The following is a 14,928-nucleotide window of genomic DNA, read 5'->3' as shown; positions in this document are numbered from 1 at the left end:
AGTTTACATACAAGAAAAACCTATAAGGGTTGATTTTTAAGTCCAACCCCTATAGGTCATTTAAGTTTACTTTCTTTTATTAAAGCTTTTTGAAAATTTATTTATTTTCTTTGTTTAAAAGTAATTCAAAGGTCGTTCCCTGACCTAGTTGTGAAGAAATTTTTACCTTGCCACCAATCTTTTGCAAGATGTGTTTTACTATTGAGAGGCCAAGACCTGTTCCACCGACTTTGCGTGACCTAGACTTGTCCACCCTGTAAAATCTTTCAAAGATCCTTGCAAGGTCTTCTTGGGGGATTCCAATTCCTGTGTCGGCAATTATAATCTTGTAGGCTCTTTCTTCTTCAGAAATTTTTATATCTAGCCTTCCCCCCTCCTTGTTGTACTTAAGTCCATTGTTAATTAAGTTGGAGAAGAGTTCCCAGATCATGGTCCTGTTTTCAAAGACAGTGCCTTGTCCTTCAAGCTTAACTTCAAGATTTTTTTCTTCAATCAAATTTTCATATCCCTTTAGGACTTCAGAAATAATTTCTCTTAAATCTACTTCTTCCTTGTCGTAGTCTCCTGCATTTTCAAGTCCAGAAATTTTCATAATGTCTTCCACAAGACTTAGGAGCCTCTTGGAATCATCATAAATTAATTTGTAAAATCCTTCCTTGTCCTTGTCTTCTACTAAGTTATTGACAAGAAGTTCTGAAAAACCAGAAATTGATGTCAAGGGAGTCTTTAACTCGTGACTGACATTTGATGAAAATTCTTCACGAAGTCTTAGGGCCCTAATCTCTTCTGTCTCATCAATGAAGAGGATCAAAAGTCCCCTCACCCTCTTGTCTTCATAGACTGGATTTACATAGTACTTGTAGTCTCTGTCGCCAATTCTTGTTATGGCTTCGATGCTCTTTCCCATAAGGGCCTCGTCAGTCATTTTTAAAATTTCTTCATCTCTTATTAGGTTGATTATATTTTCTCCAAGGATTTCTCTCTTAGACTTAAAAATTTCTCTTGCAGAGTCATTCACTGCCAAGAGGTTTTTATTTTCATCAACAATAATAAGGGACTCCCTCATGTTTTTTAGGATTGTATTAATTGTGTCCCTCTCTCTTTCAATCTCCCTGTAGCTCTCATCTATAGTTATCTTTTGTTTTTTTATCCTATTGATGAAGGGACTTAGCTCTGGAAAAATATTTGTGTCGAGACTAAGTAGGTCTTCTTCAAGACTGTTAAGTGGCTCAAAGGTCTTCTTAGTTAAGGTCTTTGAAACGAGAGCTGCCACTATAAAAATCACTATAGACATTAAGATGTCAAGGGGAAGGACCTTTGTGAAGGCACCGATTAAGTTGTCCATCTCTCTAGAAATCCTAATCATATTTCCATCATCAAGCCTTAGGCTGACATAGTAGAGGTCCTTGGAAAGTGTGTTAGAATATCTTTCCACTTGGGCATAGCCAAGTCGTTTTGCTTCAATGAATTCTGGCCTATCCTTGTGAGATGCCAAGAGCTTTACATCCTTTTTTGAATCATAAAGAACTTCGCCGTCATCTCTTATCAAAGTTATCCTGAAATCCAATTTTTTATTTGCAAGTCCTTCCAAGTAAGCTATGTCATCTTCATCCTTGTTGAGACTTTCTCCCATGGCCATGACGATATTTCTCAAGTCTTCGTTAGACCTCTTGGCATATCCAGAATAAAAAATAAACATGGATGCCACAGTTGATAAAAATAAGGTCAAGAGGGCAATGCCAAGGAGGTATCTGAAAAATCTTTTCTTCATCTTATTCCTCCTTGGTCATCATGTAACCAATACCCCTAATGGTCTTGATGGAATTTCTCTTGTCGCCAAGCTTGTCCCTTATTAACTTTATGTGCATGTCAACAGTCCTAGTTTCTCCCTCATAATCGTAACCCCAAATTTCTGTTAAGAGTTTCTCACGAGATATAACTATGTCCTTATTTAAAATTAAGTATTTTAAAACTTCATATTCTTTTAAACTAAAGTCAACTTGGACTCCATCAATAGTAACGGACCTGTTCTTGTCCTTAATAACAATTCCATTGTAGTCAAGGACTCCTGTGTCCACAACTTTTTTGCCAGCACGTCTTTCCACTGCCCCAACTCTTGATAAAAGTTCCATGACAGAGAAGGGCTTCTTGATGTAGTCGTCTGCTCCTTCGTCAAGGGCAGAGATCACATCGTATTCTGAGGTCTTGGCAGTTATCATTATGACCCAAGTATCCCTTGTGTCTTCTCTCTCCCTAAGTCTTTTTAAAATTTCAATCCCGTCCATGTCGGGCAGCATTATGTCAAGGAGGACGAGGTCAGCTTTTCTTTCTTCAAGAACTTTAAAAAAGTCCTTGCCCCTTTCAAAGGCCCTGACCTCATAGCCCTTAGTCTTTAGGGAGTATTCAATTAATTTTAAAATCGATGTATCATCTTCAACGAGATAAATTAGCATAAAATCATCCTTATAAATTTTGATTTCTTATTAAGTTCTTGAACCTTCTACAGTAAAGATTACCCAGTCAGCAATGTTTACTCCATGATCAGAAATTCTTTCCAGATACTTGGCAATCATTATAAAGTCAATGGCAGCCCCTGGGTCAAAATCTGCCTTAATTATATCAATTAATTGGTCTCTTATCATTAGAAAATAATTGTCAACTACGTCGTCTTCGTCATCAATTTTTTTTGCAAGTTCTAAATCTAGATTTACAAAGGAATCAATGGACCTATTTAATAAATTTACTGTGGCCTCAGCCATTTCTTTTATAAGAGGGAGGCTTGTTGTGTCACAGTCATCTGGGAGGCCCATGCAAATTTCTGCAATGTCTCTTGCATTGTCTCCAATCCTTTCTAAGTCTGTAATCATCTTTAAGGCAGAAGAGACCCTCCTAAGGTCACTTGCTGCTGGTTGTTGCTCTACAAAAATTTTAAGGCATTGGTTTTGGATAGTCTTTTCGTATTGGTCTGTCCTCTCTTCATCATGGATGACATCTTCTGCAATATTTTTATTCTTTTCATCTAAAAGTGAAATTGCCTTTTTAATGGCTGACTCATTTAGACTTGCCATCTCTAAAACCAAGTCATTTAAGTGCCTTAATTCATCATCAAATCTTTTTCTCATTAGCCGAACCTTCCTGTTACATATAATTCCGTTTTTTCTTCCCTTGGATTTGTAAAGATATCCACAGTCTTTCCCTTCTCAACAATAACTCCATTTAAGAAGAAGGCAGTTTGATCAGATATTCTTGATGCCTGTTGCATGTTGTGAGTTACCATTACAATTGTGTACTTGTCCTTTAGATCTTGGGCAAGGTCCTCAATCTTTCCTGTAGAAATTGGGTCAAGGGCAGATGTTGGTTCGTCCATTAGAATTACTTCTGGATTAACTGCAAGAGCTCTTGCTATACAAAGCCTTTGTTGTTGGCCTCCTGATATGGAAAGGGCAGACTTCTTTAAATCATTTTTTACTTCATCCCAAATTGCAGCTTGCTTAAGTGATGATTCAACAATTTCATCAAGCTCAGCCTTGTTTTTTATCCCATGAGTCTTTGGTCCATAGGCAATATTTTCGTAGATGCTCATTGGAAAGGGGTTAGGTTGTTGGAATACCATTCCCACTCTTTTTCTAAGTTTATTTACATCATAATTCTTGGCGTAGATGTCGTCGCCATCAAGTTTTATTTCTCCATCAATCGTGCAGCCAAGGACTAGGTCGTTCATCCTATTTAAGCATTTTAATAGGGTAGACTTGCCGCAACCTGATGGTCCAATAAAGGAAAGAATTTCCTTTTCTTTTATGTCTAAATTTATATTGTGAAGGGCTTGAAAGTCTCCGTAGTAAAGATTCAAGTCCTTAACGCTCATTTTTGTATTCATTATTCAACCTCACTAAGTTTGTTTGCAAGTTTTGTGGAAGACCAGTTAATTATTAAAACTAAAATCAAGAGGACCATACCACTTGCATAGGCTTCTCCAACGTGCTTACCCTCAGATGAAAGTACATACATGTGAAGGGCAAGAGTCCTTGAAGATGATTTAAGAGAAGTTGGAAGAGATGTTGCTGTTCCCAGTGTGTACATAAGGGCAGCAGTTTCTCCAACTACACGGCCTACAGATAAAATTATACCTGATAAGATCCCTGGGATTGCTATTGGTAGCACAACCTTGAAGATTGTCCTAAGCTTACCAGCACCAAGGGCAAGTGAACCTTGCCTTACTGATGGGTGGACTGACTTTAAAGCTTCCTCTGTTGCCCTAATAATAATTGGCAGAATCATAATAGAAACTGTTAGGACACCAGAAATTACTGAGAATCCCATTTTTAATTTTAGTCCAAAGAACAACATCCCAAAAAGTCCATATACAATGGAAGGTATGCCTGCAAGAGTTTCTGTTGCAAGCCTAATTGCCCTTACGAGTTTATTTTCCACCCTAGTGTACTCAACTAGGAAGATGGCAGTAAAGATTCCTATAGGTGATGCCAATAAAATTGAAAGGACAACTGTTAAAAGTGTTGTTACAATGGCAGGACCCATGGAGAGATTTTCTGTTGAATACTTAAGGGATAGCATGCTTGGTTTAAAGGACATGGCTCCCTTTACTACAACAAATAAAACTATAAAGACTAGGACTCCAAGAGTCATTGCAGAAAATAGTCTTGTAGTTATTTTATAAAAGGACATCTTCCCAACAAAGTGAAGTCCAAGAATTGAGATTATAAATATAGCCAAGAGACCTAGGACAATTATTTTAGTCATTTTTTTCTCTCCTATTCTTAACTATGAAGAAGCTTGTATTTATTATTAAGATAAATATAAATAGGACTCCTGCTGTTGCTATTAAGGCTTGTCTGTGGTCGCCAGCAGCATAAGCCATTTCCAAAACAATATTTGTAGTCATAGTTCTAATTCCCTTGAGAGGGTTAAGTGTAAGTCTTGTTTGGTTACCAGCAACGAGGATTACTGCCATAGTTTCACCAATAGCACGTCCAATTCCAAGTATTATCCCTGCAAAGATTCCTGATCTTGCAGCAGGTATCATAACTCTTGTTATAGTTTCATCGTGACTTGCGCCAAGAGAAAGTGAACCTGAGTAATAAGACTTTGGCACAGTCCTAAGTGAAGCTTCTGCCATAGAAATTATTGTTGGTAGAATCATTATTAAAAGTAGAATTGCCGCACTTAAAATATTCATTCCATTTCCACCAAAAATACTTTTGTTAATAGGAACAATAATTGTTAGGGCAAAGAAACCATAAACAATTGATGGGATCCCTGTCATTAAATTAAGTCCTGGTTTTAAAATCTTGTAAAATTTTTTGGGACAATCAAAGGCCAAGTAGGCTGCCACCATAATGGCAACAGGCACTGCTCCCAAGCATGATAGGGCTGTAATAATTATTGAGCCAAGAATCATGGATAAGATTCCATAAGTTGGCGGTTGATTCATAGGTGCCCAAGAGTCATTTAAGATAAAATCCTTCACTCCTAGCTTTCCAAAAAATTCTATTGAATCTTTGAAGATAAATACGCAAATTAAGAGTAAGAAGAAAATTGAAAGAACAGAACAAAGTAGGAAGAAGTACTTAGATACTTCTTCCCACGAAAATGTCCTGGTCCTCTTGTCATCTCGAGGGGCCTTTATATTAATATTTTCCATTTTATTTCCTTTGCATTTTATTTTGCAAGTTCTGACCAATCTGTTAATTCTCCAGTAAAGATTTGTTTTAAGTTATCCATAGTTACATCTTCTGCAGGGTTTTCTTTGTTTACTATAACTGCGATACCATCTCTTGCAATAACTGTGAAGTCAAGAGCCTTCTTTTCTTCGTCCTTAAGCTCTCTTGATGCCATACCAATTTGTGCAGTTCCTTCCATTGCAGCAGTCATACCTGCTGATGAACCATTAGATTGGATATCAATTTCAACCTTAGGGTTCTTTGCCTTGTAGGCTTCAACAAGTTTTTCCATAAGAGGAGTGACAGAAGTTGAACCTGCTACAGTTAACTTTGCATCGTTGTCAACCGGTGCGTAAGTTTCTCCCTTAGCATCGCCAACATATCCTTCATCTTCACAAATCTTTTGTCCTTCATCAGACATTACAAACTTAACAAGGTCCATAGCTTTTTCATCTAGGTCTTTTTTGTAAGCAAGGTTAAAAGGTCTTGCAAGCTTATAAGTGTTTGCCTTAATATTTTCTGGAGTGGCTTCAACTCCTTCAAGCTTTAAAGCCTTGACATCATCATTTAAAGATCCAAGAGAAATATAACCAATAGAAGCGGCGTCATTTTGTACTGCAGTAAGAACTGCATCAGTAGAAGATTGAACAGCAGCTTCTGCATAAGTATTGTCAGTTTCCTTGTCTCCATCCTTAACAAGAACGCCAGTTAGTTCAGTGAAGGCTGATCTTGTTCCAGAGCCTTGTTCCCTTGATATAACATTAATTTTTCCAAGAGTCTTTCCTTCTTCTTTTCCACCAGCATTAGCAGTGGCTTCTTCCTTTTTGTTTCCTCCACAAGCGACAAGACTTGTAGCAAGACCAAGAACTACAGCAACCTTACCAAAACTTTTTAACTTCATTAATTTTCATCCTTTCAAAATTTAATTTATTTTTTATTTCATGGTCATTATAATTTTGCTTTGTAAATTGCCAAGAAGTCTTTTGTAAATTTTGTGTAAATTATTTTACTTTTTAATCTTTATCTCTTGTAATGTAAATTTTTACAATAAAAAAAGAGTTAGTTTCCTAACTCCTTAGTCCTCTATTAAAAATCCCATTTCCCCCAAGACAACTTCTATTTCTTCCATGACTTCTTCGTTTTCTGCTACTACTGTATGGTAGTGGACTCCACCTGTTAGCACGTCAAGGGGTTTGGATTTTTCTTCATCCATCTTCTCTAAAAAAATTTTTATGTCCCTTCTTGATGAACAATTTAAATCTTTTTTTATCTCACCATAAACCTTGTGGTGGACAATGACATCCTTAACAAGTCCTCCTAGGTCAACAATGGCTTCTAGTTCTTTTTTTATGTCCTTGTCACTGTGCTTGACCTTAAAAACTTTTTGGGTCCTAGCTTCGTTTAAGTAGTAGCCCCTATTAGTTGAGACAATATCCTTGCCGCTGGCCCTGAGTATTGCCATGTCTTGGACTATAACCTGTCTTGTCACATCAAACTTTTTTGCCAGATTTTCTCCCGACATGGGCTTTTGATTTTCGTATAAAAATTTTAACAAGTCTTCTCTTCTTGATTTTGGATCTAACATATCTCCCTCAATAGATTTTCAAATTTTTCATAGATAGGTCAAGTACTCCTGCACTATAAGTTATTGCACCTGAAGAAATATAATCAATGTCTAGGTCCCTATAAGAATTTATATTTTCAAGGCTAATGTTACCTGAGCACTCAATGATGGCTCTCTTATTAATTATCTTGCAGGCTTCTTTTATCTCTTCTATATCCATGTTGTCTAACATTATTATATCAGCTTTTGCCTCTAAGGTTTCCCTAACTTGGTCAAAATTTTCTACTTCAACTTCGATTTTCTTTACAAAGGGATTGAGACTTCTCACTTTTTCAACTGCCTCTCTTATTCCACCAGCTGCATCTATGTGGTTGTCCTTAAGCATAATTCCATCAGATAAATTGTACCTGTGGTTGTAAGCTCCTCCAAGTGTCACCGCATACTTTTCAAAAATCCTCATGTTAGGTGTTGTCTTTCTTGTGTCAAGAATTTTTACATGGTCGCTGTCAAGGGCATCAAGCATTTTCTTTGTGTAAGTTGCAATCCCGCTCATCCTTTGCAAGAAGTTTAGAGCTGTCCTTTCTCCCTCAAGGATTGCCTTGGCCCTTCCACTTATTTTTCCTATTAAGTCCTTATTATTAACCTCATCGCCATCAGAAAAATAAAATTCAAAGCTCACATCCTCATCTAAGATTTCAAAGACCCTCTTAAAGACATCAAGTCCTGCAAGGATTCCCTTGTCCTTGGCTCTTAAATTTACCTCTGCCCTCTCATCTTTTAAGATGGCATCAGTGGTAATGTCTCCACTTGTCATGTCTTCTTGCAGAGCTGCAAGTATATACTTGTCAATTAAGATTGGCTTTAGCTCTCTCATCTTCTCTTATCCTTTCAAAAATAATTTTTTTCTTATCTTCTCCATCAAGGTCTTTTGTGTCAATTGTAAAGTCTATTTCTTTTTCTTCAAGTTTATTTTCATTTAAGTAGTCTGCCAAAATTCTTCCAAAGACCAGGCACTCTAAAAGGGAATTGCAAGCAAGTCTATTGGAACCATGAATTCCAACGTTGCCAGCCTCGCCGACTACAAAGAGTCCCTCTAGGTTAGTCTTTCCTTCAATGTCGCACTCTATTCCTCCCATGGTGTAGTGTTGGCAGGGAACTATTGGAATATTTTCGTATCTTGGGTCTATCCCCCTGGCTTTTAACTCATCAAAAATCATTGGAAATCTCTTGGGAATTCTTTCTTCTCCAAGGGGCTTCATAGACAAGTATTCAAAGTCTACTCCTTCTCTTTCCATTTCATTTTTTATGGCACCTGCTACTATGTCTCTCGGCTTCATTTCATCTGTGAATCTCTGGTCCTCGTGATTAAGTAGGACTGCACCTTCTCCCCTAGCAGATTCAGATATTAATAGTTGCCTTTCCACTCCCTCTTCATAAAGGGAAGTTGGATGAAATTGAATGTAAGATATGTCCTTTATCTTGACACCATTTTTTATTGCCATGGCAAGTCCGTCGCCTGAGATATGAGGGAAGTTAGTAGACTTGTCAAAGAGTCCACCTAGTCCACCAGTTGCAAGGACAACATTTGTAGAAATAAAAACTTCATCACGAGACTTTGCTCCGTAACACTTGCCATCTTTTACAATAAGGTCAAGTATGGGAGTGTCTTCAAATATTTCTATGTTTGATCTTTCTCTTAGCCTTTTATAGAGGACATCCAAGATTCCCTTGCCAATCTCATCGTCAATGTGAAGTCCCCTTGATGCAGAGTGACCTCCCTCTCTTGCATAATCAAGTTGACCATCTTTCTTTGTGAACTCAACTCCAAGATCCATTAAAAACTCAATTGCCTCTTGGGACTTGTCCACCATGGTCTCAACAGACTTCAAATCATTTTTGTAGTGACCAGCCTTCATGGTGTCCTCGATGAAAACTTGTCTGTCGTCATCATCTCTTAATACATTTATCCCTCCTTGGGCAAGATAAGAATTTGAATCTTCTAAATTTTTCTTCGTTACAAGACCAATTTTATAATCTTTACTTAGTTCTAGGGCAGTGCTGACTCCAGCAAGACCTGACCCAACAATTAAAACATCAAATTTTTTCATCCTATGCACCTAACTCCAACATTTTTTCTAGTGGCTTCAAAGCTCTTTCCCTAATTTCTCTTGGTACTTCCACTTGATTTTTATTTTCTTCTAAGACCTCGATAATCTTATCAAGAGTCAATTTTTTCATGTCATCGCAAATTGGTCCCTTGGCAAGCTTTCTAAAGTTTACCTCTGGATATTTTTTCTTTAACTCAGTAAAAATTCCTTCTTCAGTGACAACTAAAACATCATCATACTTTCCTGCTTCATTAATAATTGCCTTTGTAGACCCTATGAAGTCAGCAAGGTCTAAGACTTCTTTCCTACATTCTGGATGAGCCAAAATTTTTACCCTGCCCTTGTAGGCCTTCACATCTTCAAGGTCTATCTCGTCGTGAACAGGACAGTAGCCGTCGTTTAAAATTACATTTTTATCTGGCAAGGACTTTTTAATATACGCCCCAAGATTTTTATCTGGCACAAAAAATATATTCTTTTCTTCTAATTTGTTTACAATCTTTGCAGCGTTGGAAGATGTGACACAAATATCCGAGTAGGCCTTGATCTCTGCAGTAGAATTTATGTAAGTTACAACTGCTAGGTCATCGTAGGCTTCTCTCATCTCCTTAATTTTTTCAATGCTCACCATGTGGGCCATGGGACAGTCCGCTTCAAGGTCGGGCATCAAAACATTCTTGCTTGGATTTAAAATCTTAACACTTTCTCCCATGAAGTAGACTCCTGCCATGACTATGGTTCCTTCTTTTAGTTCAGTAGCCTTTTGAGCTAAGAAAAAAGAATCTCCTATGTAGTCAGCCACAGCTTGGATCTCTTCATCAACATAAAAGTGTGCAAGTATAACTGCATCCCTCTCTTCCTTTAATTTCTTTAATATTTCAATTTTTTCTTCTAAACTTAAATTTTCTAAATTTTTCAATCTCACCAATCTCCTAATAAATTTTGCTTAAAATTATATTACAAAGAAGTAGACAGGACAAGTCAAGTGTATATACACTAGTTCAGTTTAGGATGAAGAGTTTATTTTTTTGACTAAGTTTTATTTCTATAATTATTTATCTTCAATGACTAAGTTTTTATTAGTCATTAATTTTTTACTAGGAAAATAAAAGTTAAAAGTCACTAGACTACCACCCTTTGTTATTTAAAAACTTACTTGGGTATCATAGTAATATAGGATATTGTTTTAAAGCGATAAAGGAAAGTGATTTTATGAAAAATGATGCTTTAAGAAGAAGAGAACATGAAGCTGTTAGATCAGGCGTTGGTTATTATGACTTTACTCACCAGGTCCTAGATGTAAAGGGCAAGGACGCTGCCGACTTCTTGGACAAAGTTTTTGTAAATGACATAAAAAATATGAAAGATACCCACGCACTTTATACAACAATGCTAAATGAAGAAGGCAAAATCATTGATGACGTAATTGTCTTTAGACTAGAAGCAGATAAATTTTTGATCTCCACCCTCTACATCGACAAGATGATTGAGTGGTTTGACAAATTTAAAAATGGTTCTGATGTTGAATACAAAAACATCACAGACAAGCTAACAATGTTTGCTATACAAGGGCCAAAGTCCAAGGACCTTGTAAATAAAATAGTAGACAAGGACATTTCAGATTTAAAATTCTTCACAATCGAAGACAATTCTCTTGGCGATTTGGACCTAATGGTAGCAAGAGCAGGCTTCACAGGTGAACTAGGCTACGAACTTTACGTTCAGTCAGACAAAAAAGACGTCTTAGAAGAAAAAATTAAAGAAGCTGGAAAAGAATTTGATCTCGTGAACATCACAAGTGATGTAATAATTGGCAGCCTTCCTGGTGAAAAGGGCTACGTTCTTATGAGCGACCTTGAAGGCGCAAACCCACTAGAAGTTGGTTATGGCTGGACAATAGCTTGGGACAGTGACTTTATTGGCAAAGAAGCCCTCCTAAAGGCAAAAGAAAATGTTACACGAGATCTTTTTGGCTTTGAATTATTAGAAGATGGTCAAGTCGAACCAGGCGACGAAGTCCTAGTTGATGGCAAAAAAATTGGTAGAGTAACAAAATTCACTTACGGCTACACACTTGAAAAATTCATTGGATACTGCATGATAGAAAAAGAAGCAGCAGTAGAAGGTAAAAAAGTAGAAATAAAAACAAAAGCAGGAAGCCTTGAAGCAATATTAAGCGACAGGGTATTTTATGATAAGGATAACGAGAGAGTAAGAGGATAAGAAGATTGAATAAAAGAAATGAGTTTAGAGGTAAAAAATTAAGAAGACTTAATCATTGAATTAGGGATTTTAGAAAAACTGAATTAGAAAGTCTTTGGGCGGCACGATAAAAGGATGTGAGTTTAAATTCTCACATCCTTTTTTTATTTATAGCAACTTAAAACATATTTATTCTAAACTTCTTATTCTATCTACAAGACTGTTATTGCTATGCTTTTCATAGAATCTACCTGTAAATATTATCCCAATGATTATATTTACAAAGTTGACAAGTATAAGTGGCATGATTGCAAATTTATAGGAAGTCCACTTAGCTTGTTCCATAAAACCTATCAAGATGTATTTATCTACAAGAAGCATGATGATGAAAGAAAATACTAAGCCACATAAAGAATAAATCAAATTCTTTTTCACCAAATATTTTTTAATATTTTTCTTTGTCATTCCAATTGCTTCAAGAATTGATAAGTTCACCATATTTCTCAAAATTTCAGTAGCAATAACATTTATAAAATTCAGTACAGAAATTAAAAACAATACTATAGATAAACTATAACCCACAAATTCTATAAGATTTTTGAAATCTTTAAAAGACTTTATTTGAAGATCTCTTGAGTCATAGGAAAAGTCTGGTTCATTTTCAAAAGTTTTTAATAACTTATCAAAATTTTCTTTTTCACTATCCTCCACATCAAAGCCATAGGACATTATACTTTTATCTCCTGTGAGCTCTTTATACTCATTCGGCTTCATATAAATATATTCCAAACCTAAAGTAGGACTAGATTCGTCGTTTATATCTTCCTTAATTACAGGGAAATATCTAAGTCCATTGGAAAAATTATATTCAACCTTGCCCATCACTTGGACTTCTTTGACCTTATTATTAACTTTAATATTTATTTTATCGCCAGATTTAAATGCAGATTTTTTATTACCAAATTCTCCAATTATAATATAATTTCCTGTTTGCCATTTTTCTTTATCAAACACTCCATCTATAAATTTTTGTTTGTTTATTAGATAGTCATCTATTCCTAATAAGATTGGAGCGACTTTATGATCTTCTATTTTAATATCTGGATAATCGTACTCATAACCATAGGAATATAAGGCGCCACCACCTTTAAATCCCTTTTGATTTTCTATTTCATCAATGAAATTATCCTTGATACCGTCCTCACTTCCCGAGTACATATACCTAAAATATTTTGGGCTTGCTATATTATAGTCCGTTGCAATTACATCAGATACTCCTTTTTCTAAATCAATATTGCCAGTATAAGTTAATACACTATTTAAAATAACAGCAGAAAGGCTAATAGATAGAACTATGGATATAAATCTAAATTTATTGGAAAATACTTGTCTTCTAGCAAGTTTACCTAAAGAAATATTCGCGCTTTTATATTTATTTTTTATCATGGTATCGTTGTATTTGCTGGCATCTATTGGAGAAACTTTTGCTGCATACCTTGCAGGTCTCATAACTGATAGAAATACTGTAAGCAAAGTAAAGGCTGTCGAAAATAAGATAATTATGATTATTACCGCTAGAGATAATTTTACATCCGTTAGTATCTCATTATTTGCAAATATTTTATTTAAAATAACTTTTCCAATAGAAATCCCTACTATATCTCCAACTATTATTGAAGGAAGTGCCACTGCTAAAGACTCTAGATGAACGAGTTTTTTGATTTGTGGCTTTGTCATTCCAATTGTTTTTAAAAGTCCCAGAAGTTTAATATCTTCATTTACTGATATTTTGAAAATATTGTTTATTATTAAGTATCCTGCAACCATTACTAAAATTAAAAAAGCTAAGAAAGGTAAAAATGTTTTAAAATCAAAACTAGAATCACCAGAAAAAATATAAGCAAAGTTAACACCAATTCTTATTTCTTTGTCGGATAGATTTCCAGGGTCATCTACCACTTTATAACCATTTCTCTCTGCAATTTTTAAAAGCTTATTCCTTATCATAAAAGAATTCTTTAGCATTACTTCCACGTCATTATTATTTTCTGGAAGGGATAATTTATCTACATAAGCTTTTGATAAATAGATTTGTCCTACACCAACATTTGAGTCAATAGGATTTTGAAAGGTTCCAGATATAATAAATTTATCACTTTTCTTTTCGATAATCTCTCCCGTGTAAGGTTTTTCTATTTTAAAAGGAACTTCTATCTCTTCTCCGATTTCACCCTTATAACCTAACTTTTTTGCAGTAGCTATATCTATAAATACTTGGTTATCTTTTTCTGGAAACTCCCCCTTAACTTTTTCTATTAGAGACCATTCAAATCCTTTCTTATCCATGTAGGATAGTTCTGCCATAACTTTTTCATCATCAAGAATCCCAACTTTCTCTCTAACTGAAAAATCCTTTATATCCTTATCATGGGTTAATGTTTCTACATCTTCATCACAAATATCTTTAAAAGAACCATGGCTGATTGTTCCAACAGTTTTCATCGTTTGGGTTTCCATGCTTTTTCCTAAACCTAAGGCTACGGAAAACAGACTCGTAAATAGTATAGAAGTCAAAGCAATTGCTAATAAAAGTATATTTCTCCTGCTTTTATTAGCATTTAAAATGTTTTTTGCAAGCCTCCTTATATAAGCTTTATTTTTGACTTTCATTTTTTCCCACCAGCTTTCCATCTTCTATCCTTAGAGTTTTTTCTGCAGCTTGAGCGACGGCATCATCGTGAGTAATCATAAGAATAGTGTTTCCAAGCTCTTTATTAATTTTTTTTAGTAAGTAAACAACTTGAGAAGATGATTTTGAATCCAAATTTCCTGTAGGTTCGTCAGCTAGAATTAAAGATGGTTTGGTAACCAAGGCTCTTGCTATGGCAACTCTTTGTTGCTGTCCACCAGATAATTCATTAGGCATTTTATATTTTTGATCACTTATTTCTAGAATGTCTATTACGGAATCAACATATTTCTTATCTACTTTGTCCCCATCAAGACCAAAGGGAATAATTATATTCTCATATACATTTAGCATGGGCAAGAGATTATATGCTTGAAAGACAAAACCAATATTTCTTCTTCTAAAAATAGTTCTCTCATCATCTTTTAATCCATAAATGTCGGTATCATCAATTAAAACTTTTCCGCTTGTAGGATAATCAAGTCCTCCTAATAAATGTAATAGGGTTGATTTACCGGATCCTGACGCTCCAATTATAGAAATAAATTCTCCTTTTTCCACATCGAAAGATACTCCATCAAGAGCTCTTACTTCCACGTCATTTGATTTATAATATCTTTTTAAATTTTCTACTTTTAACATTTCTATCACCTCTTTACATTTAATATAACATTCATATCTTACAAA

General features: G+C 35.3%; 14 protein-coding genes. 1 reads left to right on the top strand and 13 read right to left on the bottom strand.

Features of this window, described 5'->3' with window-relative positions:
- Nucleotides 1–97 precede the first annotated feature (97 nt).
- The 11 genes from M9426_RS06190 to nadA form a co-directional block, all read right to left on the bottom strand.
- Nucleotides 98–1,771: a sensor histidine kinase gene (locus tag M9426_RS06190; protein WP_250341662.1), complete on the bottom strand. Its 1,674-nt coding sequence runs from the start codon at nucleotides 1,769–1,771 to the stop codon at nucleotides 98–100.
- Between the two features lies 1 nt (nucleotide 1,772).
- Complete coding sequence (locus tag M9426_RS06185) at nucleotides 1,773–2,453, bottom strand: response regulator transcription factor (RefSeq protein ID WP_250341661.1); 681 nt, start codon at nucleotides 2,451–2,453, stop codon at nucleotides 1,773–1,775.
- A gap of 30 nt (nucleotides 2,454–2,483) precedes the next feature.
- On the bottom strand, nucleotides 2,484–3,122 hold the full coding sequence (gene phoU / locus M9426_RS06180; RefSeq protein ID WP_005957817.1) for a phosphate signaling complex protein PhoU: 639 nt from the start codon (nucleotides 3,120–3,122) through the stop codon (nucleotides 2,484–2,486).
- The gene (pstB, locus tag M9426_RS06175) at nucleotides 3,122–3,877 is read right to left on the bottom strand and encodes a phosphate ABC transporter ATP-binding protein PstB (RefSeq protein ID WP_250341660.1); all 756 of its coding nucleotides are present in this window, start codon (nucleotides 3,875–3,877) and stop codon (nucleotides 3,122–3,124) included. Before pstB ends, phoU begins: the two co-directional genes overlap by 1 nt.
- The gene (gene pstA / locus M9426_RS06170; RefSeq protein ID WP_250341659.1) at nucleotides 3,877–4,758 is read right to left on the bottom strand and encodes a phosphate ABC transporter permease PstA; all 882 of its coding nucleotides are present in this window, start codon (nucleotides 4,756–4,758) and stop codon (nucleotides 3,877–3,879) included. Before pstA ends, pstB begins: the two co-directional genes overlap by 1 nt.
- Nucleotides 4,751–5,659, bottom strand: a complete 909-nt coding sequence (gene pstC, locus M9426_RS06165; RefSeq protein WP_250341658.1) for a phosphate ABC transporter permease subunit PstC — start codon at nucleotides 5,657–5,659, stop codon at nucleotides 4,751–4,753. The genes pstA and pstC overlap by 8 nt, the downstream gene beginning before the upstream one ends.
- Nucleotides 5,660–5,676: 17 nt before the next feature.
- On the bottom strand, nucleotides 5,677–6,579 hold the full coding sequence (locus M9426_RS06160; protein ID WP_250341657.1) for a substrate-binding domain-containing protein: 903 nt from the start codon (nucleotides 6,577–6,579) through the stop codon (nucleotides 5,677–5,679).
- A 174-nt stretch (nucleotides 6,580–6,753) separates the two neighbouring features.
- Nucleotides 6,754–7,263, bottom strand: a complete 510-nt coding sequence (locus M9426_RS06155; RefSeq protein WP_250341656.1) for a transcription repressor NadR — start codon at nucleotides 7,261–7,263, stop codon at nucleotides 6,754–6,756.
- 7 nt (nucleotides 7,264–7,270) lie between these two features.
- Nucleotides 7,271–8,116, bottom strand: coding sequence for a carboxylating nicotinate-nucleotide diphosphorylase (gene nadC / locus M9426_RS06150; RefSeq protein ID WP_250341655.1), 846 nt, complete (start codon nucleotides 8,114–8,116; stop codon nucleotides 7,271–7,273).
- Entirely contained in the window at nucleotides 8,088–9,350 is a 1,263-nt protein-coding gene (locus M9426_RS06145; protein WP_250341654.1) for an L-aspartate oxidase, read from the bottom strand. Before M9426_RS06145 ends, nadC begins: the two co-directional genes overlap by 29 nt.
- Nucleotide 9,351: 1 nt before the next feature.
- Nucleotides 9,352–10,275, bottom strand: a complete 924-nt coding sequence (gene nadA / locus M9426_RS06140; RefSeq protein ID WP_250341653.1) for a quinolinate synthase NadA — start codon at nucleotides 10,273–10,275, stop codon at nucleotides 9,352–9,354.
- 287 nt (nucleotides 10,276–10,562) lie between these two features.
- Between nadA and M9426_RS06135 the strand changes: the two genes are divergently transcribed.
- Nucleotides 10,563–11,573, top strand: coding sequence for an aminomethyl transferase family protein (locus M9426_RS06135; RefSeq protein ID WP_250341652.1), 1,011 nt, complete (start codon nucleotides 10,563–10,565; stop codon nucleotides 11,571–11,573).
- Nucleotides 11,574–11,741: 168 nt separating this feature from the next.
- Here M9426_RS06135 and M9426_RS06130 read toward each other — a convergent pair whose 3' ends face one another.
- Nucleotides 11,742–14,243 carry an ABC transporter permease gene (locus M9426_RS06130; protein ID WP_345779811.1) on the bottom strand — a complete coding sequence of 834 codons (2,502 nt, stop codon included), beginning with the start codon at nucleotides 14,241–14,243 and terminating at the stop codon, nucleotides 11,742–11,744.
- A complete protein-coding gene (locus tag M9426_RS06125) occupies nucleotides 14,206–14,883 on the bottom strand; it encodes an ABC transporter ATP-binding protein (RefSeq protein ID WP_250341650.1) in 678 nt (225 codons plus the stop codon). The genes M9426_RS06130 and M9426_RS06125 overlap by 38 nt, the downstream gene beginning before the upstream one ends.
- Nucleotides 14,884–14,928 lie beyond the last annotated feature (45 nt).

Origin of the sequence: Peptoniphilus genitalis (assembly GCF_023614525.1) — a bacterium.
GTDB classification, from domain to species: Bacteria; Bacillota; Clostridia; order Tissierellales; family Peptoniphilaceae; genus Peptoniphilus_A; species Peptoniphilus_A genitalis.
The sequence above is the reverse complement of the archived record's forward strand: the minus strand, read 5'-3'. Positions and strand labels throughout refer to the sequence as shown.

Excerpts from the sequence above, each read along its gene's own strand:
- M9426_RS06190 (WP_250341662.1), bottom strand. The coding sequence starts at position 1,771 with ATGAAGAAAAGATTTTTCAGATACCTCCTTGGCATTGCCCTCTTGACC.
- M9426_RS06185 (WP_250341661.1), bottom strand. The coding sequence starts at position 2,453 with ATGCTAATTTATCTCGTTGAAGATGATACATCGATTTTAAAATTAATT.
- phoU (WP_005957817.1), bottom strand. The coding sequence starts at position 3,122 with ATGAGAAAAAGATTTGATGATGAATTAAGGCACTTAAATGACTTGGTT.
- pstB (WP_250341660.1), bottom strand. The coding sequence starts at position 3,877 with ATGAATACAAAAATGAGCGTTAAGGACTTGAATCTTTACTACGGAGAC.
- pstA (WP_250341659.1), bottom strand. The coding sequence starts at position 4,758 with ATGACTAAAATAATTGTCCTAGGTCTCTTGGCTATATTTATAATCTCA.
- pstC (WP_250341658.1), bottom strand. The coding sequence starts at position 5,659 with ATGGAAAATATTAATATAAAGGCCCCTCGAGATGACAAGAGGACCAGG.
- M9426_RS06160 (WP_250341657.1), bottom strand. The coding sequence starts at position 6,579 with ATGAAGTTAAAAAGTTTTGGTAAGGTTGCTGTAGTTCTTGGTCTTGCT.
- M9426_RS06155 (WP_250341656.1), bottom strand. The coding sequence starts at position 7,263 with ATGTTAGATCCAAAATCAAGAAGAGAAGACTTGTTAAAATTTTTATAC.
- nadC (WP_250341655.1), bottom strand. The coding sequence starts at position 8,116 with ATGAGAGAGCTAAAGCCAATCTTAATTGACAAGTATATACTTGCAGCT.
- M9426_RS06145 (WP_250341654.1), bottom strand. The coding sequence starts at position 9,350 with ATGAAAAAATTTGATGTTTTAATTGTTGGGTCAGGTCTTGCTGGAGTC.
- M9426_RS06135 (WP_250341652.1), top strand. The coding sequence starts at position 10,563 with ATGAAAAATGATGCTTTAAGAAGAAGAGAACATGAAGCTGTTAGATCA.
- M9426_RS06130 (WP_345779811.1), bottom strand. The coding sequence starts at position 14,243 with ATGGAAAGCTGGTGGGAAAAAATGAAAGTCAAAAATAAAGCTTATATA.
- M9426_RS06125 (WP_250341650.1), bottom strand. The coding sequence starts at position 14,883 with ATGTTAAAAGTAGAAAATTTAAAAAGATATTATAAATCAAATGACGTG.